The 22,106-nt window shown below is 36.1% G+C and carries 23 protein-coding genes and 1 pseudogene; 7 read left to right on the forward strand and 17 right to left on the reverse strand.

Annotated elements, in window-relative coordinates; genetic code table 11:
* Window positions 1-2 precede the first annotated feature (2 nt).
* From buk to QRE67_RS19395, 4 genes are all read right to left on the reverse strand, one after another.
* Window positions 3-1,106 carry a butyrate kinase gene (gene buk / locus QRE67_RS19380; protein ID WP_286121845.1) on the reverse strand — a complete coding sequence of 368 codons (1,104 nt, stop codon included), beginning with the start codon at window positions 1,104-1,106 and terminating at the stop codon, window positions 3-5.
* Between the two features lie 87 nt (window positions 1,107-1,193).
* On the reverse strand, window positions 1,194-2,294 hold the full coding sequence (locus QRE67_RS19385; RefSeq protein WP_286121846.1) for a leucine dehydrogenase: 1,101 nt from the start codon (window positions 2,292-2,294) through the stop codon (window positions 1,194-1,196).
* Between the two features lie 35 nt (window positions 2,295-2,329).
* Entirely contained in the window at window positions 2,330-3,229 is a 900-nt protein-coding gene (yqiS, locus tag QRE67_RS19390) for a phosphate butyryltransferase (RefSeq protein ID WP_286121847.1), read from the reverse strand.
* 195 nt (window positions 3,230-3,424) lie between these two features.
* On the reverse strand, window positions 3,425-5,497 hold the full coding sequence (locus QRE67_RS19395; RefSeq protein WP_286121848.1) for a sigma 54-interacting transcriptional regulator: 2,073 nt from the start codon (window positions 5,495-5,497) through the stop codon (window positions 3,425-3,427).
* Window positions 5,498-5,633: 136 nt separating this feature from the next.
* Between QRE67_RS19395 and QRE67_RS19400 the strand changes: the two genes are divergently transcribed.
* Window positions 5,634-5,867, forward strand: a complete 234-nt coding sequence (locus QRE67_RS19400; protein WP_286121849.1) for a DUF2627 family protein — start codon at window positions 5,634-5,636, stop codon at window positions 5,865-5,867.
* A gap of 272 nt (window positions 5,868-6,139) precedes the next feature.
* Here the strand turns inward: QRE67_RS19400 and QRE67_RS19405 are convergent, their stop codons facing one another.
* From QRE67_RS19405 to QRE67_RS19420, 4 genes are all read right to left on the reverse strand, one after another.
* The gene (locus QRE67_RS19405; protein ID WP_286121850.1) at window positions 6,140-6,541 is read right to left on the reverse strand and encodes a VOC family protein; all 402 of its coding nucleotides are present in this window, start codon (window positions 6,539-6,541) and stop codon (window positions 6,140-6,142) included.
* 58 nt (window positions 6,542-6,599) lie between these two features.
* Entirely contained in the window at window positions 6,600-7,070 is a 471-nt protein-coding gene (locus QRE67_RS19410) for a DinB family protein (protein WP_286121851.1), read from the reverse strand.
* Window positions 7,071-7,637: 567 nt separating this feature from the next.
* A complete protein-coding gene (locus tag QRE67_RS19415; protein ID WP_286121852.1) occupies window positions 7,638-8,117 on the reverse strand; it encodes an SRPBCC family protein in 480 nt (159 codons plus the stop codon).
* Between the two features lie 211 nt (window positions 8,118-8,328).
* On the reverse strand, window positions 8,329-9,057 hold the full coding sequence (locus tag QRE67_RS19420) for a glycerophosphodiester phosphodiesterase (protein ID WP_286121853.1): 729 nt from the start codon (window positions 9,055-9,057) through the stop codon (window positions 8,329-8,331).
* A gap of 50 nt (window positions 9,058-9,107) precedes the next feature.
* On the opposite strand from QRE67_RS19420, the gene QRE67_RS19425 reads away from it, so the two are divergent.
* The gene (locus QRE67_RS19425; RefSeq protein ID WP_286121854.1) at window positions 9,108-9,254 is read left to right on the forward strand and encodes a YycC family protein; all 147 of its coding nucleotides are present in this window, start codon (window positions 9,108-9,110) and stop codon (window positions 9,252-9,254) included.
* A gap of 331 nt (window positions 9,255-9,585) precedes the next feature.
* Here QRE67_RS19425 and QRE67_RS19430 read toward each other — a convergent pair whose 3' ends face one another.
* Together QRE67_RS19430 and QRE67_RS19435 are read right to left on the reverse strand one after the other, a co-directional pair.
* On the reverse strand, window positions 9,586-10,227 hold the full coding sequence (locus QRE67_RS19430) for a DUF6241 domain-containing protein (protein WP_286121855.1): 642 nt from the start codon (window positions 10,225-10,227) through the stop codon (window positions 9,586-9,588).
* Window positions 10,228-10,509: 282 nt separating this feature from the next.
* Window positions 10,510-11,067, reverse strand: coding sequence for a hypothetical protein (locus QRE67_RS19435; protein WP_286121856.1), 558 nt, complete (start codon window positions 11,065-11,067; stop codon window positions 10,510-10,512).
* 278 nt (window positions 11,068-11,345) lie between these two features.
* Here QRE67_RS19435 and QRE67_RS19440 point away from each other — a divergent pair, with 278 nt between their 5' ends.
* The 5 genes and pseudogenes from QRE67_RS19440 to QRE67_RS19460 all read left to right on the forward strand — a co-directional run bounded on the left by QRE67_RS19440 (window position 11,346) and on the right by QRE67_RS19460 (window position 13,776).
* Window positions 11,346-12,458 (forward strand): response regulator aspartate phosphatase, encoded by a 1,113-nt coding sequence (locus QRE67_RS19440; protein ID WP_286121857.1) that lies wholly within the window; start codon window positions 11,346-11,348, stop codon window positions 12,456-12,458.
* On the forward strand, window positions 12,455-12,589 hold the full coding sequence (locus QRE67_RS19445; protein WP_286121858.1) for a hypothetical protein: 135 nt from the start codon (window positions 12,455-12,457) through the stop codon (window positions 12,587-12,589). The genes QRE67_RS19440 and QRE67_RS19445 overlap by 4 nt, the downstream gene beginning before the upstream one ends.
* A gap of 186 nt (window positions 12,590-12,775) precedes the next feature.
* Entirely contained in the window at window positions 12,776-12,961 is a 186-nt protein-coding gene (locus QRE67_RS19450; protein WP_286121859.1) for a hypothetical protein, read from the forward strand.
* Window positions 12,957-13,261, forward strand: a pseudogene (locus QRE67_RS19455) (tyrosine-type recombinase/integrase); the annotation flags it as partial. The gene QRE67_RS19450 and the pseudogene QRE67_RS19455, both read left to right, overlap by 5 nt.
* Window positions 13,262-13,575: 314 nt before the next feature.
* Window positions 13,576-13,776: a hypothetical protein gene (locus QRE67_RS19460; RefSeq protein ID WP_286121860.1), complete on the forward strand. Its 201-nt coding sequence runs from the start codon at window positions 13,576-13,578 to the stop codon at window positions 13,774-13,776.
* Window positions 13,777-13,836: 60 nt separating this feature from the next.
* On the opposite strand, the gene QRE67_RS19465 is transcribed toward QRE67_RS19460, so the two are convergent.
* The 7 genes from QRE67_RS19465 to dxs form a co-directional block, all read right to left on the reverse strand.
* A complete protein-coding gene (locus QRE67_RS19465; RefSeq protein ID WP_286121861.1) occupies window positions 13,837-13,974 on the reverse strand; it encodes a hypothetical protein in 138 nt (45 codons plus the stop codon).
* 243 nt (window positions 13,975-14,217) lie between these two features.
* On the reverse strand, window positions 14,218-15,012 hold the full coding sequence (spo0A, locus tag QRE67_RS19470; RefSeq protein WP_286121862.1) for a sporulation transcription factor Spo0A: 795 nt from the start codon (window positions 15,010-15,012) through the stop codon (window positions 14,218-14,220).
* Between the two features lie 286 nt (window positions 15,013-15,298).
* The gene (gene spoIVB, locus QRE67_RS19475) at window positions 15,299-16,600 is read right to left on the reverse strand and encodes a SpoIVB peptidase (protein ID WP_286121863.1); all 1,302 of its coding nucleotides are present in this window, start codon (window positions 16,598-16,600) and stop codon (window positions 15,299-15,301) included.
* 118 nt (window positions 16,601-16,718) lie between these two features.
* Window positions 16,719-18,458 carry a DNA repair protein RecN gene (recN, locus tag QRE67_RS19480; RefSeq protein ID WP_286121864.1) on the reverse strand — a complete coding sequence of 580 codons (1,740 nt, stop codon included), beginning with the start codon at window positions 18,456-18,458 and terminating at the stop codon, window positions 16,719-16,721.
* 277 nt (window positions 18,459-18,735) lie between these two features.
* On the reverse strand, window positions 18,736-19,185 hold the full coding sequence (argR, locus tag QRE67_RS19485; RefSeq protein WP_286121865.1) for an arginine repressor ArgR: 450 nt from the start codon (window positions 19,183-19,185) through the stop codon (window positions 18,736-18,738).
* A 142-nt stretch (window positions 19,186-19,327) separates the two neighbouring features.
* Complete coding sequence (locus QRE67_RS19490) at window positions 19,328-20,167, reverse strand: TlyA family RNA methyltransferase (RefSeq protein ID WP_286121866.1); 840 nt, start codon at window positions 20,165-20,167, stop codon at window positions 19,328-19,330.
* Between the two features lie 3 nt (window positions 20,168-20,170).
* Window positions 20,171-22,063, reverse strand: coding sequence for a 1-deoxy-D-xylulose-5-phosphate synthase (gene dxs / locus QRE67_RS19495; protein WP_286121867.1), 1,893 nt, complete (start codon window positions 22,061-22,063; stop codon window positions 20,171-20,173).
* Window positions 22,064-22,106: the final 43 nt, after the last annotated feature.

The following is a 22,106-nucleotide window of genomic DNA, read 5'->3' on the forward strand; positions in this document are numbered from 1 at the left end:
CCTCAACCCCTAGCTACCGTTTCTTTTTCTCGTACAACATACTCTTTTGGAGCTTCTTCTTCACGTAACACACGAAGTGCGCCCTCTGCTAATGCTTGTAGTTCGTCTTCTCCAGGATGTACAATTACATCTGCAATCCAATGAACACGGTCTTTTATTTCATCAACAAGAATCTTACTATATGCGAGTCCTCCCGTTAAAACGATTGCATCTACTTTTCCATGAAGAACGCTACTAGCCCCGCCAATTTCTTTTGCAACTTGGTATGCCATTGCCTTGTAAATCAGCGTCGCTTCCGGATCACCTTGCTCAACCATATTCTCGACTTTAATTGCATCGTTTGTACCGATTAGACTAACCAATCCACCTTGTCCAACAATCTTTTTCATCATTTCATCACGATAATACTCGCCAGAGAAACACATTTCTACTAATTGTCCAACTGGCACTGTACCCGCACGTTCTGGACTAAATGGACCTTCTCCGTTTAAACCATTATTTACATCGATTACTTTTCCATTTTTATGAGCACCCACTGTTATACCGCCGCCCATATGAGCAATTAACAGGTTCAAATCTTCATACTTACGGTCTAGCTCTTCCGCAATTTTACGCGCGACTGCTTTTTGATTCAGTGCATGAAAAATACTTTTGCGCTCCATACCAGCAATCCCGCTAATGCGAGCAATCGGGTTCATTTCATCAACAACTACCGGATCGACAATAAATGCTGGAATGTTTAATCCAGAAGCAATTTCATACGCTAAAATGCCCCCAAGGTTTGAAGCATGATGCCCACTATACCCATTCTTTAAATCTTCTAACATCGCTGTATTTACAGTATACGTACCGCCTTCGATCGGACGAAGTAATCCTCCGCGACCACAAACAGCATTCAATTTCGAAATATTAATGCCATGAGAATGCAGAACTTCTAAAATTGTTTCTTTTCGAAATTCATATTGATCAATAATACGTTTATATTTTCCAATTTTCTCTACATCATGACGAATTGTTTCTTCTAAAACGGGTCTCTCATTATCAAAAACACCTATTTTTGTGGATGTACTACCCGGATTAATAACAAGGATTCGATTTAAAGACAATGTTAATACCTCCACCTTTAAATTCAAAAGACAGTGGAAACCTCACGAGAGGTAACCACAGCTTTTGTATAAGTTGTACAGATAAGATTAGCGACGGCTAATAATATCATGACCGTTGCGTAAGTATGTGCTACGTGTATTTTTTAAGCTTGCAATACGTTCTTCAGCTAGACGATCTGCTGCCACATAAGTTGGCACACCGTCACGTTTAGAAATTTCAATTACTTTTGCAATTGTATCGTAAATAGATTCAACGCGTTTAAGTGCACGCTCTCTATTGTATCCATATAATTCATCCGCTACGTTAATTACACCACCTGCATTAATTACGTAGTCTGGTGCGTATACGATTCCCATTTCATGAATTGTATTGCCGTGACGATCTTCTTTTAATTGGTTATTTGCAGAACCTGCAATTACTTTTGCTTTTAATTGTGGAATTGTTTCGTCATTTACTGTTGCACCTAGTGCACATGGTGCGTAGATGTCACATTCTACACCGTAAATTTCATTTGGTTCAACAGAAGTCGCACCGAACTCTTCTACTGCACGTTGTACCGCTTCTTTATTAATATCTGTAACAACTAATTGCGCACCTTCAGCATGTAAATGTTTGCATAGGTGGTACGCTACGTTACCTACACCTTGAACAGCAATTACTTTACCTTCTAGGCTATCTGTACCAAATGCTTCTTTTGCAGCTGCTTTCATACCACGATAAACACCGTAAGCAGTTACTGGAGATGGGTTACCAGAAGAACCGAATGAAGGTGAAATACCTGTTACAAAATCAGTTTCTTCATGAATAATATCCATATCATCAACTGTTGTACCAACATCTTCTGCAGTAATGTAACGTCCGTTTAAACCTTGAATGTAACGTCCTAATGCACGGAACATTGCTTCACTTTTATCTTTACGTGGATCACCGATAATAACTGTTTTTGCACCACCTAGATTTAAACCAGCTGCTGCATTTTTATATGTCATCCCTTTTGCAAGACGCAATGCATCTTCAATCGCCGCTTCTTCAGAATCATATGTCCACATTCTTGTTCCACCAAGAGCTGGTCCAAGTGTTGTGTCATGAATTGCAATGATTGCTTTTAAGCCAGACTCTTTATCTTGACAAAATACTACTTGCTCATAATCATATTTTTCTAAGTATTCGAATATTTCTAAAGCCATTGTCATTTCCCCCTAATTGTTTTACTCTTTTTGGTTTATTTAGAAGCAGTCGCAACTGCCAATGCTAATGAGTATACTTTTGTTTCCGCTGAATCAGCACGAGATGTTAAAACAATCGGTGCCTTTGCGCCTGCAATCATCGCGCCTACATTTGCATTTGCAAAATAGACGAGTGATTTATATAGCACGTTTCCAGCTTCAATCGTTGGGACGAGTAAAATGTCTGCCTTACCTGCTACATCACTTACTATGCCTTTATGCTCTGCTGCAATTTGTGACACAGCATTATCTAAAGCAAGTGGTCCATCAACAACACAATCTTTAATTTGGCCACGGCGATTCATTTGTGTTAACATCGCTGCATCAATTGTTGCCTGCATTGCTGGATTAATAACTTCTACCGCTGCAATCGGAGCCACTTTCGGCAATTCAATTCCGATTGCCCGAGCAACTTCTACAGTATTTTGTATAATAGCAGCTTTTTGTTGTACATCAGGTGCAATGTTCATGGCTGCATCTGTAACAAAAATAAAGCGATCGTAATTCGGAACTTCAAACGCTGCAACATGTGAAAGCACACTGCCCTTACGAAGTCCCCACTCTTTATTTAATACTGCCTTCAAAATACTTGCTGTCGGGATGTTTCCCTTCATAAGTACATCTGCTTCGCCATTTCTTACAGCTTTTACAGAGAGTTCCGCAGCTTCAGCATTTGATGAAGCTGAAATCACTTCAATATGTTCTGAAGGCTGTAATCCATGGTCTTGTAACATACTTATAATTGTTTCTTGATTCCCATATAGACGAAATTGAGCTAACTGTAATTGTATTGCCTTAGCTACTGCTTCAATCACTTCATGATCTTCAGCTACTGCTACAGCAACCGTTTTTTTTGGCTGCTCAGCTGTTTGATCGATTAGGTTTTGTAACTTCATATTTTGTAATCAACCCTTTCCATCGTCCCTCGTCTATTTAATAAGCAAATACCGTGCCAACTTTTTATATTGGTCATACCAATTATGAAAACGCATACAAAACACAGTGAAATCAATACTTTGAAAATTTATACAATATTCTGTCTTTAATTGTCGTTTTATTTTAACCATGCAATAAATTGCACGGTACGCAATTTATTGCATGCTATTTTTTGCACGGTCATATTTTTCTAGCTTATAATATAAGTTTCGAACGGAAATTCCTAAAGCTTGTGCTGTTTTCGTTTTATTTCCGTCGAACCTCTCTAAATATTCACAAATTATATTCCCCTCAAATTCAGCCACTAAATCATCCAGAGGTTTTTCCTCTAGCATCGGAAGGAGGTTACTTCCTTTCGATTCTGCTTGATCTTCTTTGTGCAATGACGGCAAATGATGTACATCAATATACATTTCGTTATAATTCATAAAAATAATAGCTCGCCCTAAAATATTCTCCAGTTCACGTACATTTCCCGGCCAATCATACGATTGTAAATATTGAATTGCTGATTCTGTTAACCCTTCTACATTACGGCCGTAGTCTTGGTTAATTTTTTGAATCAACCTTTCCGAGATAATAGGAATATCTTCTTTCCGCTGCCGAAGAGACGGGATTTGAATTGGAATTTTATTCAAACGATAATATAAATCTTCTCGAAACCCACCTTCTATGATCGCTTTTTCCAAATTCACATGCGTTGCGGCAATGATCCGAACATTAATGGGAATTGCCTTCGTTCCTCCAACTTTTACAATTTCCTTTTCTTGCAAAACACGCAGTAGCTTCGCCTGTGTACTTGCAGACAATTCACCAATTTCATCTAAAAATATACTACCGTTATTTGCTTCTTCAAAAAAACCTCGTTTACCGCCTCGTCTCGCACCGGAAAATGCCCCTTCTTCATAACCAAATAATTCACTTTCTAATAAAGATTCCGAAATAGCCGCACAGTTCACGCGAACAAATTTATTATATTTCCGATTGCTCCCATTATGAATCGCATGTGCAAATAACTCTTTTCCAGTTCCTGACTCTCCACGCAGCAGCACAGTTGCCGGTGTATTTGCCCCGAGCTTCGCTTGTTCAATTGCAGCCATCGTCTCATCGGATGTTCCAACAATATCATCAAATGCATATTTTGCTTCTAAAGTCCGAATAATTTGTCTCGCTCGATTTAATTCGTGTGTTAACTTTTGAATTTCGGATACATCGCGAATCACACCGACGCTCCCCTTCAATATCCCATCAACAATAACTGGTGCAACATTCACAATTACATCGCGCTTTTTCTGTCCGATTTTCATATGTATACCTCGCACCGCTCTTCGCGTCCGAAGCACTTTCATATGCATACTTTCGCCCTCTACAATATCAGTAGTTGCTGGTTCCCCGATAATATCTTCCTCAGAAAGACCTGTTAACTTCGTATAAGCAGGGTTTATGACGAGCCCTCTTCCTTGTTCATCCACAACTGAAATTGCTTCCTCAGACGAATGAATAATCGCTTCTAACAATGTTTGAATTTCTTTTAAATCAGTGACTTCTTCTGCTAAATCAACAATTTCTGTAATATCTTTAAAAATAGCAAATGCCCCTTGTACTTCTCCATCTTCTTTTAAAATTGGGATGCGCGTTGAAATGATTTTCTTTCCATTATCTAGTGTTAACTCGTGATTCACTTCTGTTTGTTTCGTTCGCATAATACGAAGTAATTTACTTGTTGGAATCACTTCTAAAATATATTTCCCTATCACTTCTTCATTTTTATAACCTGTCATTCGTTCTGCACTTTTATTAAATAATCGCACATGCCCTCCTTGATCAATGACAATCATCCCGTCATGTGTAGAATTTAAAATCAAATTTTCTTGCTGCGTTTGTTCTTTCAGCTTTTCAATTAACTTTTCTTTCTCATGGGCCAACTTCGTAACAATTTTTGCGACATTTCCTGGTATAAGAAGCATATGCTCTTGTTTCTTTGCTAACAGAACCTTATATAAATGATAATCTCCACTCATATCAAAAATCACATCAATATCTTCTGTAAGAAACGCTCCCCAGTCGCTCCCAATTGCAATATTCTGCTGTTTAGCAAGCTGCAGTCCTCTCGCATCTGGATTTATATCAACAATTCCAACAACCTCAAATATATTTGAATTTTGCAGCAGGCCAAGAATCAAGCTGCCCCCTTCACCCGCTCCAATAATTAATACTTTTTGTTTCATATGATCCTTCCCCTCGAAGCATCTCTGCAAAATTTTTCACACCTTTATCTTACTCGTTCAGCAATCACTTGACAAATGCCCTTTACATATAACATCATTTGATATATACGAAATTATCTGAAAAGGAGAGTTTTCTATGCAGCGTTACCTCGCTCTTCTATTAGCACTCATTCCAATTTCACTAGCAGTGCTAGGTATTAAATTAATGCGGGATACTTTATTTGGCATTCTATTATCTCCAATCCCTGTATTATGGTTACAATTTTTAATTGGTGTTTTCTCTTTCTCAATTGGTTTCTTCTTCTTTGGAGGTTTTATTTTACATCGCGATCGGAAACGGAATAAAGTACAAGCGCGTTTTCGGAGGTAATGTAGAGCGTCAATTTAAAGAAAATAAAAAAATAAAACCCAAAATTTATCAAGACTTAAATTTTAAAAATCCTAATAAATAAAGATATTTACATTTTAGATATGATTAATATGTAAATACCTTTATTGTTTTTCTTTTTTCAATTAAAGCACCCGTTAGTTGAAGATCACGAGTTGCCACAGAATAAGCGTGGAATCAATAAGAACAGCAAAAGGGTGAACACAACCATTAGATGCTCACCCTTTTTAAAATTATTTTTTGGACTTTTGCAATTATTCAACTCCATTTTCTTTTTGTTCTTCAAATGTGATTATCATTCCGTTAATATCTTGAATGGTGTATAAACGAGTTCCCCAATCACTTGTAATTGGTTCATGAATAATTTTCTTACCATATCCAGCAGTCGCTTGTTCTTGAACAGTAGCCCAAGCTTGGTCGAAATTCTTTGGCCATACCCAGAACACAACCCCTTGCACGTTACCTTCAGATGCAGAAGGATACATTTTGTTGAATACATTTTCTTCTAAAACCATAAATTCATTTCCTTTTCCATTTGTAAGCCATGCCCAAATAGGATCTTGTTCAGGCATTGAACCTTTCACTTCAAATTTTGCAGTTTTTGCCCAATGCTCTATTAAATCTTTAATTGATTTTGTTCTAATTAGTGCAATCATCTTATTTTCACCTTTAACAAAGTATAGTATTTTCAATAGTTTATTAAATAGAAGGCAATTATTTAGTAGTAACAACTCGTGTTAGCCCATTAATTACACCTTGATGTAACCCTTCATGCCATATACAGAATACTAATGCTTCTCGTACTGTTTCGAGTTTATGCGCTCCAGAAACCTCAAATGGTTGCACCAACTTTTCATCAAGTGAATTTTGGAAAGTCTCAACAATTAATTTCCCTTGTTTTTCAAGCTCCGTAGCAATTTCCTCTAGCGAGGGAGCTTCAATCGTCCACTCACTTGGTCTGGTACCTTGACTAAACAATTCCATGAACTTCGGGTCGAGCTTACTTCCTTTTCCAGTAAGCTGAAATACTAATCCTTCATATGCAGTTAAAATATGGCCATAGTTCCAACGAAGCGTGTTGCTAAAACCTGTTGGTTGTACGTCAGCATGATTTTTTTCTAGCTTTTGTAAATTATTTAAAGTAAACCCACAAAAAAATTGAAGTTGTTCAAAGATTTTTTCCATTTTTATTCCTCCATTTATATATTGACTACTTTGATATATGCTGGACAGTCTATGCTACCAGGTTAAATGGTTTGAGCAGATTGATGTGCATTTGAAAGATTGATCCATTATTTGATGTTAAATGTTAATCATTATTAATTCTCCTTTCTTCATTAGCCCATTCTATTGTTAGTATTTCGGTTGTTCAATATTCAAGTATACAAACGCTTCAATAACATTTTCTTATTGTACTAACCTATCCCTTTAGCTGAATAAGAAAATGCGATCCTTATTACTAAAGAATCGCACCCGTTAGTTGAACAGACAGTATAAATGGAGATAAAACGAATTGAACTGAAAATTTAAGGAAAATAAAAAAACGTTAATGTGAATAAATCACTTTACTATTTAAAATTAGATTTAATTAACATTTTGAAGGATTTCTTAAGACTTACATTTCTCATTAATTTTTTATCCCGCATTAATGAGCAGTAATCCCCCACTGATTAAAGTTTCACTTTATATGTTAAAATTCATTTCATTCATCGTAATAAGAGTAACTTGTATCGGACCAAGTACATTACACTTTCATTTTATGTTATTTTCTGAATCATCCGCATATGGGTTTCCTTTCCCACTTACAAGTAGTTGTCTCAAACTTGATAGATATGAGGTCCAACCTCTTTCACAAACATGATAACATTCTAGTTCTTCTGACAACCCTATATGAGTAAAGTTTAATACAGAATCTTCTACTGAAACTTTTTCCATTTCAAATCGAATGATTGTCCCTTCCCAGTCTCTTAAATTGCTAAATCCACTTGCCTCTGGATGCATTGAATCAATCACATTCCATTCAACCACTTGATTAGATTGTAGAGTTTGAATCTCCGCCCTAACATAAAAGCCTGCCTTTGGAAAACCAAATTCGGCAATACTTCCGATTTTATTACCTACAGTAGCAAATTGTGTCCACCATTTGCGGACACCTTCCTGTGTTGAAACGGCTTCATAAATTTTTTCAACTGGCACAGGAAGGGATAACTTCATTTGAAAATCTTTTGTCACAAAACTCATCCTTTCATATTCATTAAGAGAAGCAGGAAACCGAAAGTTAATTCCTGCTTTTTAAATTTTTCACAAAAATCTACTATTAACATTATAGACTGTTTTTTCAATGTCTAATTATGTAGCCTAAAATATAAAGAAAAAGAGGACCTATACCCTCATATTGGACATAATATCCCCTTCTAATTATAGTATGTTTACTATTAGCGTCTCATTTTTTTGTCTGCAATAACGTTCTCGCTGTTTCTGGATAATCCGTAATAATCGCTGAAATATTCATATCAAAATATTTACGCATAACTGTTTCATCATTAATTGTATACGGCCTAACATCCACACCACTATCCATTGTCAGTTCCGCAATTCCATCAGGAAGATAACGATAATTAGGATGAATACCACTAGCCCCCATTTTTTGTGCATATGCCCATGGGCTATGTAAACCTTCTCGATATAAAATCGCTGTTTGGATATCTGGAGCCATCATATGACATTTTTTCATACTGTAATGATTAAAAGAAGAGAAAATCGTCCTCTCTTCTAACCCATGCTTTCGTACAAGTGTAATGACTTCTTCTTCTAAACCACGATATGGTATTTTATTATTTTTCAATTCAATATTCAGGCACAATTGATTTGATCCGAGCCACTCTAGCACTTCCTCTAATAAAGGAATGTGGCAAAAACCTACCTTCTCAAAAAACGTGTGACTTGCATCTAACTTCCGTAAATCTTCATATAAATAATTTCGAACAGCACCTTTTCCATTCGTTGTACGATTGACCGTTTCATCATGGATAACAACAACTTTCCCATCTTTCGTAAATTGTACGTCTAATTCAATACCATCTGCTCGAAACGATTCCGCTGCTTCAAATGAAATCATCGTATTCTCTGGATACGTTCCCGCAGCCCCGCGGTGTGCAAATATAAGAGTCATCCTCTCTCCCCCAATCTTATGCTATACTATACGAAAAAGGAGGTACTTCTATGAAACCATTACAAATTTCTCCAGATACGGCAGTTCGATTATCAAAAGCTCTTGGTGTTCCTCTTGAACAACTTATGCATATGCCTCAACATATTTTAATTCAAAAATTAGTTGAGTTAGAAAAACAATCGAAAGACGAAGAATAATATAGTCCTGTTTTACAGGGCTTTTTATTATGACACACTGTATTTTTCCTCATTTTATTATATCACGCGAGAATTCTTCAACAAAATATGAAAAATCACTCAAATACAAAAACTCCTTTACTCATCACGTACATTTTATATCGGGATAAAGCCCATTTAATAAAGTTTCACCAATCGGGCTTTTACGGGCAGTTTATCCCTTCTTTGCTCCCTATCGAACTTTGAGGTGGGGGTATTACTGCCCGTTAATGCAAGATAAACATAGTACATAAAAAAATCAAAAAAATAAGCCGCGAAAGGCTCATAGCTTACTACTATGACTCAACTCTAGTTAATCTTTTGTATTCCATTGCGTATCTTGAAGTTTTAAACCCTCATCACCGAAGAAATGTAAGATATATTCTTGTTCCTCGGTTTTATTTTTCTTAGTTATCTCATCACCAGTATACTTGCCATTAGAAAGAAAACTTAGAAGGACCTCAGCTTCTTTTGTTATATCTTTAAAGTTTCCTTCCATCCACCTGTTTAAAATGCTTTCATAGTCATAGCCATCAGTGTTATTATTAGAAATTCGAATGGAATCAAGGTTTTGCTTTAAATAATCTATATTCCCTTTAGTCATTTGAATACGATGCATGCTGCTAGATTGGATTCCTCTCGGAGTGAATTTTTCGTCCCCAAATTTAACTTTTTGAAGGGATATCTCTACCATTCTACTAATTAGAATCACTTCATCATTTACTACTCCAATTTCTTTGACAGCTTTGGCATGCTCTTCATTGCTAGCTACATATTTAGTTTGAGCATCTGATATTTTTGGACTTGCTACTTTTTCTGCTTTTGTTTCTGTTTTTGCTTTTGTTTCTGTTTTTGCTTTTGCCTCTGTTTTATCGCCGTTGTATGATAGAGTAGTGTAAATTCCTAATGCTACCATTGTTAATATAAGTACACCGTAAGTAATTTTCTTTTTCATAATAAATCCCCCTAGTTGAAGCTGAATAATTCATGCTGCACCTTAGTTGCTTTTTTTATGGATATATATAAATCCATTTTGATTTTTCGACATATAAGCCGCGGCTATAGATAACAAAAGGTGACCTGCACTCGTTTTCTCTCTTTGCTTATCTTTGTAATTAAATTACGCTCTGATTTTAATTTACTCTCAACTAAGACTTGCTTTTAATGCTTCTTTAAGCATTGTATTGAAGCCTCTTATACGTCCTCTACATCTTTCACAATTAACTCTATCCTAGTTTTAATCATATGGATTAAAATACGAGAACTCACTGTTTATATCGTTTTTTAACCCCTCAATCACAAAAAATATAAACTCCTCATCCCTTGTATAAATCCTTATTTCATCTCCATCGTAAGTTGATATGAATGCTGGAACAATATCTAATACTTGATTAATAAATTCTTCAAAAAAGACAAATTCCGTTTTTAATTTAGGTTGTAAATTTTTTTGCTGCATAGCTTTTAGTTCTTTCTGTATTTCCTGCGAAACAAGAAAAAAACCATCATAAAACTCTGCATATACATCAGTTAATTCATCAAAATATATTCTTACCTTCGCAGGAAGAAACCACTTACGAGTATGAAACACTACCTTATCCTCAACTGTACTCCAAAACCTTTTAAGTACAGAGGCTTCTTTACTCATCTTGTACATTTTATATCGAGATAAAATCCGTTCAGTAAACACTTCTTCTACGATGACAGGAATACCATTTACTTCATATTCTTTTGCTAAATTATTTTCAACGATAATTCTTATATACTCCCCTTTTCTTTGGACAATCACTTTAGGCATTGCATTCCCTCTACCTTTCCATTATTATCCTAACAACATTCACATATATTTTACTTTATCTACGACATTTTTTCTGAATATCCTTTTTCTTCAATTTTAAAAATTTTAGTATAAACAAAAACGATCGAAAGTATAGTGGTCATCCTAAATTGCACAGAAACAGATGAATATTCTGTCAATTGTAGAGAAAGTTCATTGATGGATTAGGCGAAGTGTTTAATATTGTAATTTTCTGTTATTATTAAAATAATATATAAAGGATGATGAGGAGGGGTTTCATGTTTACATCCACTAAAAGCGAGAAGATCACACAACTATTGAATGAGTGGTACATAGAAATCAGATCAAGGCGTATAGGTAATGCAAATCGTTTAAAAGAACAAATAGATGTTAAAATTAATAAATTGAGAGACGAAAGCGGAGAAACAGTACAGGATCAAAACCTGCTACTCTATTATTCTTTACTAAATTTCCGATATAACTATTTAATTGATAATCTAGGTGTATCTAAAGAGAGTTTTGATAAAATTGAATCATTCGAGATACCGACAGATAATTTTTTATCATACTATTATCATTTCTTTAAAGCGATCCATTCTGATACAATCGGAAACTACATTCTAGCAAAAGACCATTATTATAAAGCTGAATCTTTACTTCAATATATTCCTGATGAACTTGAAAAGGCTGAATTTCATTATAAGTTAGGGTATTCTTATTATGATAATCAGCAAGCACTTCAAGCTATCAAAGAAGTAACTAAAGCCAAAGATATGTTTTCTAAGCACTCAGGATATGAAGTGAATGTGGCTTTTTGTAATAATATTTTAGGATTAGCCTGTATAAACTTAAAAGAATGGGAACTAGCTGAAGAACATTTCACAGCTGCAATGGATCAGTTCCAGAAAATCAGGGAAGAGAAATTCATTTTAATGGTTCGACATAACTTAGGATGGATGTATTCCAATCAAAACCTTTCTCCATTGGCAATTCGTTATCTTTCTGAAGTTGTTGAGAAGTCCCCAAATCATTATAAAGCTATCTTTGCTAAGGCTTTAGAACACTACAAGTTAAAAGAAACTGACATTGCAGGTGAATTGATCGAAAGAGGGTTAAAGATTAGTAATGAACTAAAACAGGAAGAATTCCAACATCGCTACATGATTTTACGAGAAATGAACAACAATTCACCTGCTAAAACACTTGCAAAAGTAGTGTTAGCAGGAATTGAGTATTTTGAAAGAGAAGAACTATATGAGAATGTTCAGGAACATTATGAATCATTAGCGATTAAATTCTATGAAGAGGATCAACATTCTGAAGCAAGTAAATATTTTTATTTAGGTTTACAGGCAAAAAAGAAAGCAATTGATAAAGGGGGATTAAAATGAGAAAGGTACTTTTAAGTTTGATGGGGATCGTTACGGTTTTAGCATTAACGGTTGGTGTAACAAATTCAACAAAATCTCAGCAACCTAGCGGTATTATTCAAGGACTTTCAGTAGGTGACGGTGGAGGTTGATTTTTATACGCAAAAGCGTAAATAATGCTCTTGAATTACAAGATTAAAATGCAAAAGTCATACAATACCAATGTGTATGACTTTTTTTGTTTATTGAGGATGTAGTTCTGTTTCTTCAACCTCTGCAGATCATTTACACTTGATTTCAGCTAACTAGCGGAATAATGATAAGATACTCAAATAGCGATGGATTATGATGGTCCTAAATTCGAAGGTGATGACTTTTACGCATATTACATTGAGTTATGGTATTACTTTGGTGGGTACTTTAAAAGTGCAGGGACATTATATGATTTATCAAAAAGTAATTTAGAAACAGATATTAAGGAAGCGTTAAAAGAAAGATTACTATTCAAGAAGGAAAGACGATGAAGTACAAGAATACGCTAATACAGTAACTTCTGAATGGCTGTTACCTTCTCGTAAAGGGGATAAGCCTATTACAACGACACAAGCTTATAGACAGCTAAATAAGGCGGCTAAAATGGCTGATATTACAGAAGGTATTGGCACTCATACAATGCGTAAGACTTTCGGTTACTGGTTCTATAAACAAAGGACGTTGCAAAACTGCAAGCGATCTTAAACCATTCCCACCCCGAAATCACACTAAGATACATCGACATTACAGAAGAGGAAATTGAAGATAGTTTAAATCAATTCGTTTTATAAGGACGTAGGGCGGCGACAATGCCCCGCGTTCTTTTTTTTATACTTTCCCATCGGTCATTAATCACTATCCTTTACGATTGCTTACAAATCCAGTAAGGACACATATTCTTGCTTGTTTCCTACTCAAATATGAAAATGAAATCTGCTACACGTTTGGGCGATTCCTTTGGAATTGCACCGTCACTTTAAACGCCCATATCATCCTCATAACGACGCTAAATAATACTAATTAATGTGGAAGGTATAAGTTTACATAAAACAGAAATAATATCGGGGTGCGTAGTAATTATTTAATTAAACAGGAGAGATGTTGTATGACTACTAATAAATCCAATGATTCAGAAAAGAAATTACAGCCTCAAACAAATAACACAATTGATGAAAAAGATGTAATTGAAGGGATTAAAGTTGAAATACCTGCTTATGAAAATATGCAAGCGGGAGATACAATTGAAATTTATTGGGGCGATGAATGGAATATAGAAGAAGAAGAGAAGAAGAAAAATAAGGAATAAAATAATCTTGATTCTATAAAAAGAAAAGCAAGCACGAAGCTTGCTTTTTCTATGATTTCATTATTTTTGTTCTGCATATTGTTGAGATTCGAAATCTAATTCCCCGTAATAATCCGCACGAACATTCTCAACGGTAATGTGAAGCCCTTTATAATAGTTTTGCGCTGAGTTGTAATCCACCAAACGACGGCTACGCATATCAATTGGTTTCATGCCTAAACGCGATTCAACGTCAATGAAGTAAAAAATTTTCAACATTCATCTGAAAGTTATTCATACAACAAAAAAACCTCCTAGCTATTGGAATAAAAATTTCAATCCAATAAATAGAAGGTTTTAAAATTAACCGCCAATTACCTATGTACTTTATTGCTTACATATGTAATTTGTTGGCTATTAAATTTTGTTACGAAACACTTAAAAAACTTATGATATCAATGCTTATGAAGCCTTATGTTCCAGTCTCAACTTATCAGCAACCATCGCAATGAATTCTGAATTCGTAGGTTTCGCTTTTGACATGGATACTGTATAACCAAATAAGGACGAAATGGAGTCAATATTCCCGCGACTCCAAGCTACTTCAATTGCATGGCGGATCGCGCGTTCAACACGGCTTGCTGTTGTATTGTACTTTTTCGCGATATCTGGATATAGGACTTTCGTAATAGATCCAAGTAGTTCGATGTCGTTATATACCATAGAAATTGCCTCTCGCAGATACATGTATCCTTTAATATGAGCCGGCACACCAATTTCGTGAATAATGCTCGTAATACTTGCATCTAAGTTCTTCGGTTTTCCATCTATTGTTGTTGCAGATCGGAAAGATGGCAGTGGGCGTTTAATTGTAGTACTCGTTTTACCACTTACTTGACGAATATGACTCGTTAAATTCTCCATATCAAATGGCTTTAATATGAAATAAGAAGCACCTAAATCAACTGCTTTTTTCGTTACATCTTCTTGCCCAAACGCCGTTAGCATAATGACATTGGGTTGTTTCAGTCGTTCAATGTTTCGCATTTTTTCCAATACCGCTAGGCCATCTAAATGTGGCATAATAATATCTAAAACAAGCACATCTGGTTGTTTTTCTTTTAGTAAGTTTAAACACTCTTGACCATTATAGGCAATTCCGACTACTTCCATATCATCTTGAGCAGCAACATAACTTTCTAACATTGATACAAGTTCTTTATTATCATCCACAAGACATACTTTGATTTTTTCCACTGCTTTTCCTCCCTTACCGAATTGATTCTCCCGACATGTGTAAGCTTCTAGGCTACATGAATTGTTCGACAATTGTGTGAAAATTCCCTTTAAAGTTTCTTAACTTCCAATAAAATCACAAAAAAATATGTTTATCGCTCATTTATTTTCTTTCTTTACACATTCCTTCATAGGATTACAATAAAATGTTTATTCTTTCCTTTCATTTTACAACAAAAAACAGCTCTTGCGGAGCTTTTACAACATTTCAACGAATTTCTCAAGAAAAAAGCAAGCTGATGTTTTATCAGCTTGCTTTTTTCTCTTGTTCATAAATATTAATTCCCGCTTCATGTAACATCCATTCGATATGAACACCATACCCTGAAGTTGGGTCATTTACAAATACATGTGTTACTGCACCGATTACTTTCCCACCTTGAACAATAGGACTACCACTCATCCCTTGGACAATCCCACCTGTTTTTTCTAATAAGCGTTTATCTGTAATTTTAACAACCATTCCTTTTGTAGCCGGAAACTTTTGTGGTACAGTACTTATAATTTCAATATCAAATGCCTCTACCTTATCTTGATCAATGACTGTTAACATTTTTGCCGGCCCTTCTTTTACTTGGTTAGACAAAGCAATCGGCATCGCATTATCCATGACACCATTTCTCACTCCAGTATTTAATTTCCCAAAAATACCGAACGGGCTATTCGTTGTAATGTTACCTATTATTTCACGATCTGGTGAAAATCTTGCTAATTTTTCTCCTGGATTCCCATTGCTACCACGCTCAATAGCAGTAACTGTCGAACGAACAATTTGTCCATCTTCTACTTGAATTGGTTTCTTCGTATCATTATCAGAAATCACATGGCCAAGTGCGCCATATTTCATGGAATCCGGATGAACAAAAGTCATTGTCCCGATACCAGCTGCTGAATCACGAATATATAAACCAATTCGATAAGATGCCTCACCATTATCTTTTTCTGGCGTCAATTTCGTTCGAATATATTTACCATCCCGTAATAAGACAAGGTTAAGTGGTTCGCCTGTTTTCCCGCTATCATGAATAAAAGGTGCTACATCACTCATTCGCTCAATTGTCTTCCCATTAATTTCTGTAATCATATCCCCTACTTGTACACCTGCTAACTCTCCAGGAGATACTTTCCCTCTTTCTGTTTGAATTAAATGATGTCCAACCACAAGTACACCTTTTGTATTTAACTTTACTCCAATCGATTGTCCACCTGGAATAACTTTAAAGTCTTTTAACACTTTTACATTTACTTTTTTTACAGGAAAACCAGCAAGTTGAAAGACCATATCCGCCTCACCGTTTTGATGCGAATTTAGTGTGAGCCCTTCATGCCGTTCCGTATTAGAACTTACTGTAAAAATGCTTTGATTTGTCGATGAAGCTTGAAAGACAGGCAATGATGATACTTCCGATTGTTGTCCTTCAAAGATAACCAGTTGTTTTGGAAATGTGATAAACGTACGTAACGGTTTAAAACATCCGATAAAAATTAGCGAAACAAGGAGACAAAGACCTATTATTTTTCGGAATTGCTCTGACTTCAATCTATTCACTCTCCTCGCTCCTACCTCACATTCAGCCTAATGGCTTCATCTTTTAATTTCTCCTTGCAACGCTTTGTTTATAACCGGAAGAATTAAGAAATCATATTTTGAGCAAAAAAGCTATCCATTATTGGATAGCCTCTGCTGTCTGTTTAAAACGATGCGCTTGCGTGAGCAACTCTCTTGCATGTTCCGTCGTTAAATCCGTGATCTCTACACCGGAAATCATACGAGCAATTTCTGTTACTTTTTCATCTGTACTTAACACAGTAACTGATGTAATCGTACGATCGTTCGCAACTTGTTTGCGAATAAATAAATGTGAATCTGCCATCGACGCTACTTGAGGTAAGTGCGTAATACAAAGCACTTGTGAATTTACGGATACGCGATAAATCTTTTCAGCAATCGCTTGTGCAACTCGTCCACTCACACCTGTATCTACCTCATCAAAAATGACAGATGCAACGCCTTGGTGCTTAGAAAAAATACTTTTCAACGCCAAAATAATACGAGATAACTCACCGCCAGAAGCAACTTTTGAAAGTTGTTTTAACGGTTCACCTGGATTCGTTGAAATATAGAATTCTACATGATCATATCCAGCTGATGTAAGTTTCACTGGAATACCCTCTACAAGAGGATCCTCGACAACGCCTTCTCTTTTTGCGATTCTCACTTCAAATTTTGTTTTTTCCATATATAGTTCTTTTAATTCTTGATGAATAGCAATGGTTAGGCGCTCTGCAAGTTCATGACGCATATCACTTAATACTGTTGCTTCCTTTAAAATAACTTCTTCTAATTCTTTTAATTTCTTTTTCGTCGTTTCAATATGCACATCTTTATTTTCAATTGTAAAAATTTCTTGCTCAATTTTATCTGCATACACTAATATCTCTTCTACAGTATTTCCATACTTTCTCTTTAACATACGAATTTCGTTTAAACGTGTTTCAATTTCATCCAAACGATTCGGATCATATTCCATCATATCCAGCTTTTCTCGAAGCTGATATGCAGCTTCTTCCAATACATAATAGCTGTTTGCAATCGTATCATAATTCTCTTGATATGCCTCATCTAAATGCGTAATACTTTCCATTTGCCCCATTGCATTTCGCACATGATCAAGACCACATCCATCCTCATTTAGTGAACGGTATGCATCACCAAGTGCTTTGTAGATTCTTTCGAAGTTAGAGATTTTAAGACGTTCTTCAACCAATTCATTTTCTTCATCCACTGTCAGATTTGCGTTTCGAATTTCTTCTAATTGGAATTGAATTAAATCTAGACGATGTGCCATTTGCTGTTCATTTTCCGTCAAAGATCGCAATTGCTTCTTTAATTGCTCATATTCACCATATACATCTTGATATTTTCCTAACTGATTGACAATACGATTTCCATCGAAATGATCGAGCATAAACAAATGACGTTCCTCATTCATTAAATCCTGTGTTTCATGTTGTCCATGAATATCTACAAGCGTTTTACCAATTTCCTTTAATATACTTAATGTAACAAGCTTTCCATTTACACGGCATACACTTTTTCCGTTAACGGAAATGTCACGCTTTAAAATGATCATTCCATCTTCAATCTCAATATCCAGCTCTTCAGCTTTCTTAATACATGGATGCTTTTCATCCTCCACGTAAAATAGCCCTTCAATTTCAGCTTTATCTGTACCGTACCGTACAAATTCAGCTGAACCACGACCTCCAACAAGCAAGCTAATCGCATCGATAATAATCGACTTTCCTGCGCCTGTTTCACCACTTAAAACTGTTAAACCTTTTTGAAAAGAAATATTTAATGACTCAATAATAGCAAAGTTTCTAATCGATAATTCCGATAACAATGCTCCATTCACCTCGTTATAAACTAATCCCCTAAAAAGGGCTTTCGCTGAGCAAATATCACTCAATGTTTATCTTATATATGTTGTATATAAAACCGGCTCTTCTAGCCCGCTCCATTGTACCAAACATTCGTTTTACCGGTCAATGTACTCATTTCCGTAAAGCAGCCTGGAAAAACCATACATCCTACTTAGATTTCATCCATTTTTTCCATAACAAAAATATCTTGCCTACTTTCCGCTGTCTTTAGCAAAAAAGTAGACAAGATTCTTTTTGTTACAGCATATTTAAGAAGCGATCAGATACAACACCTGTGTCTCCAGGCGTACGGCAAATAATCAGGCAAGTATCATCACCACAAATAGTTCCAACAATCTCATCCCATTCTAGATGATCAATAAGTGCCCCGAGCGCGTGCGCATTACCAGGTAATGTTTTTAGCACAAGCATATGTCCTGCCGTGTCTAATTTCACAAACGAATCAACAAGATTGCGTTTTAATTTTTGTAACGGATTAAACCGTTGATCTGCTGGTAAACTATACTTATAGCGACCATCGTGTAATGGCACCTTTACTAAGTGCAATTCTTTAATATCGCGTGATACTGTTGCTTGCGTTACGTTAAAGCCTTCATTACGTAAAATATCAACTAATTCATCTTGTGTTTCAATTTCTTTATTCGCAATAATTTCTCTGATTTTAATATGGCGCTGACCTTTATTCATACATTTGCACCTCACACTATCTCTTACCTTAGTTTAAGTATTCGTATACTTCACTTATTTATGTTAACGTATAATCGTTTACTTGTACATAATTGTTTTTACAATCATTATACAATTCCAACAAAAAGAGGAATAACAACTGTTATTCCTCTTTTCCTTTTTGTTTTAAGGCCGTATGAGCTTCTGTTACAATTTGCTCTACAGACATCGGAGAGTGATTCTCACCGTTCTCGCGTTCTCCGTGCCATTTTAAATGAATTAAAAACTCAATATTGCCATCTCCACCTGTAATCGGAGAGAATGTTAAGTTTTCAACATCATATCCTTCTTGCACTGCAAATCGGGCAATCATCTCTACGACCGCTTCGTGTACTTTACGATCGCGGACAATTCCCTTCTTCCCAACCTGTTCTCGTCCTGCTTCAAACTGCGGCTTAATTAATGCTGCAACATCACCATTTGGAGTAAGGATTGTTTTTAAAACAGGAAGAATTAATTTTAATGATATGAATGAAACATCAATGCTAGCAAACTGCGGCAATCCTCGCTCTAAATCAGCCGGTGTTACATAGCGGAAATTCGTTCGTTCCATAACAACGACACGCTCATCTTGCCGAAGCTTCCATGCAAGTTGATTGTATCCTACATCTAAAGCATAGGACAGCTTTGCTCCATTTTGCAAAGCACAATCGGTAAAGCCACCAGTTGATGAACCAATATCTAACATGATTTTATCTTGGAGATCAAGATGGAATGTCTCTAATGCCTTTTCTAGTTTATAACCGCCTCTGCTCACATACGGCATCACTTGTCCTTTTACCGTAATTGGCGTATCTTGCGGAATTTTTTCCCCTGGCTTATCGAGTCTCATTTCATTTGCATATACAAGCCCTGCCATAACAGCACGCTTTGCCTTTTCACGCGTTTCTATAAGCCCTCGTTCTACTAATAGTACGTCTACTCTTTCTTTTTTTACACTCATTTGTTACGCCCTTTTTTGTTTTGATGGAATCATTGTATGAATACGGTCCACAACAGCCTCTGTCGTTAAACCAATTTCTTCTAATAGTTTGGAAACACTACCATGTTCAATAAAATGATCTGGAATACCCATTCGTTCAATTAAAGCTTGATGATAACCATGCTCTGAAGCAAATTCTACTACACCTGTTCCAAATCCACCGATTAAGCAGGCTTCTTCAATTGTTAAAATTGGCATATTTTTGCCAAGTAGCTCATGTAAATACGTTTCATCCATCGGTTTAATAAAACGTGCATTCACTACTTTCACAGAAACTCCAGCTTTTTCAAGACGCTCTGCCGCTTCCATTGCCATCGGAATTGTTGTACCAAATGTTAAAATTGCCGCTTGTGTACCTTCTTTGAGCGTCTCCCATGTCCCAATTGGAATAGCCTTTAGCTCTTCATCCATCGGGACTCCAAGACCATTCCCACGCGGATAGCGTAGTGCAATTGGACCATCCTCATATTGCAACGCTGTATACACTAGGTGTTGACCTTCATTTTCGTCTTTCGGCATCATGAGTACCATATTCGGCAAATGACGTAAAAACGCAATATCAAATACGCCTTGATGCGTTTCACCATCCGCTCCAACTAATCCAGCACGATCAATTCCAATAAAGACATTTAAATTTTGTCGACATATATCATGTACAACTTGATCGTATGCTCTTTGTAAAAACGTTGAATAAATTGCTAAGAAAGGCTTCATTCCTTGTGTTGCCATTCCAGCAGCCATTGTTGTTGCATGCTGCTCAGCAATTCCTACATCAATCATACGATTTGGAAATTCTTGATGAAATTTTTCAAGCTTAGAGCCTACTGGCATTGCCGGTGTAATCGCAACAATACGCTCATCAGTTCTTGCAAGCTTACGGACAGTTTCACTTACAACAGAACTCCAAGCTGGTGCAACTTCTTTCGGTTTTACAAAATCACCAGATTCTATTTTGTATGCTCCTGTTCCATGCCAAGTTCCGATAACATCACTTTCGGCCGGTTTATACCCTTTTCCTTTTTTCGTAATAACATGGACAAGTACTGGACCTTTTGTTTTCTTTGCATATTGAAGTGTTTCAAATAAATTTTCGTAATTATGACCATCAACAGGACCTAAATACGTAAATCCTAACTCTTCAAAAAAGACGCCTGATACAAGTAAATATTTCAAACTATCTTTTACTCTCTCAGCAGTTGCTGCAACTTTTCCACCCACTGCTGGGATTTTCTTCAGTAAATACTCAAGTTCATCTTTTACCCACTGGTATTTGCCAGCAGTACGTAAGCGTCCAAGAACATTATGAAGGGCACCAACATTCGGAGCAATCGACATTTCATTGTCATTTAAGATAACCGTCATATCTGTTTTTTCGTGTCCAATATGGTTGAGTGCTTCTAAGGCCATTCCACCTGTTAATGCACCATCTCCAATAACTGGTACAACATACTCTTTCGATTTCTTCAAATCACGTGCTAGTGCCATTCCCATTGCAGCAGATAATGAAGTCGAACTATGACCGGTTTCCCATACGTCATGTTCACTCTCGCAACGTTTTGGAAAACCACACAGACCTTTATATTGTCTTAATGTGCCAAACTCCTTTGCACGCCCTGTTAAAATTTTATGCACATAGGATTGATGTCCTACATCCCATAAAAATTTGTCTTTCGGACTATCAAATACTTTATGCAAAGCAATTGTGAGTTCTACTACACCTAAGTTAGGAGCAATATGTCCACCTGTTTGAGAGAGCTCTTCAATTAAAAACTTACGAATATCCTCACTCAATGCCTCTAGTTCACTGATAGACATATCTTTCAAAAAACTAGGGTCTTGAATTTGCGTTAGATCCACATGGATCACTCACTTTCGTTTCATAATCTGTCAACATGTCAAA

The sequence above is a fragment of the Bacillus sp. DX3.1 genome (assembly GCF_030292155.1).
Taxonomy (GTDB): domain Bacteria; phylum Bacillota; class Bacilli; order Bacillales; family Bacillaceae_G; genus Bacillus_A.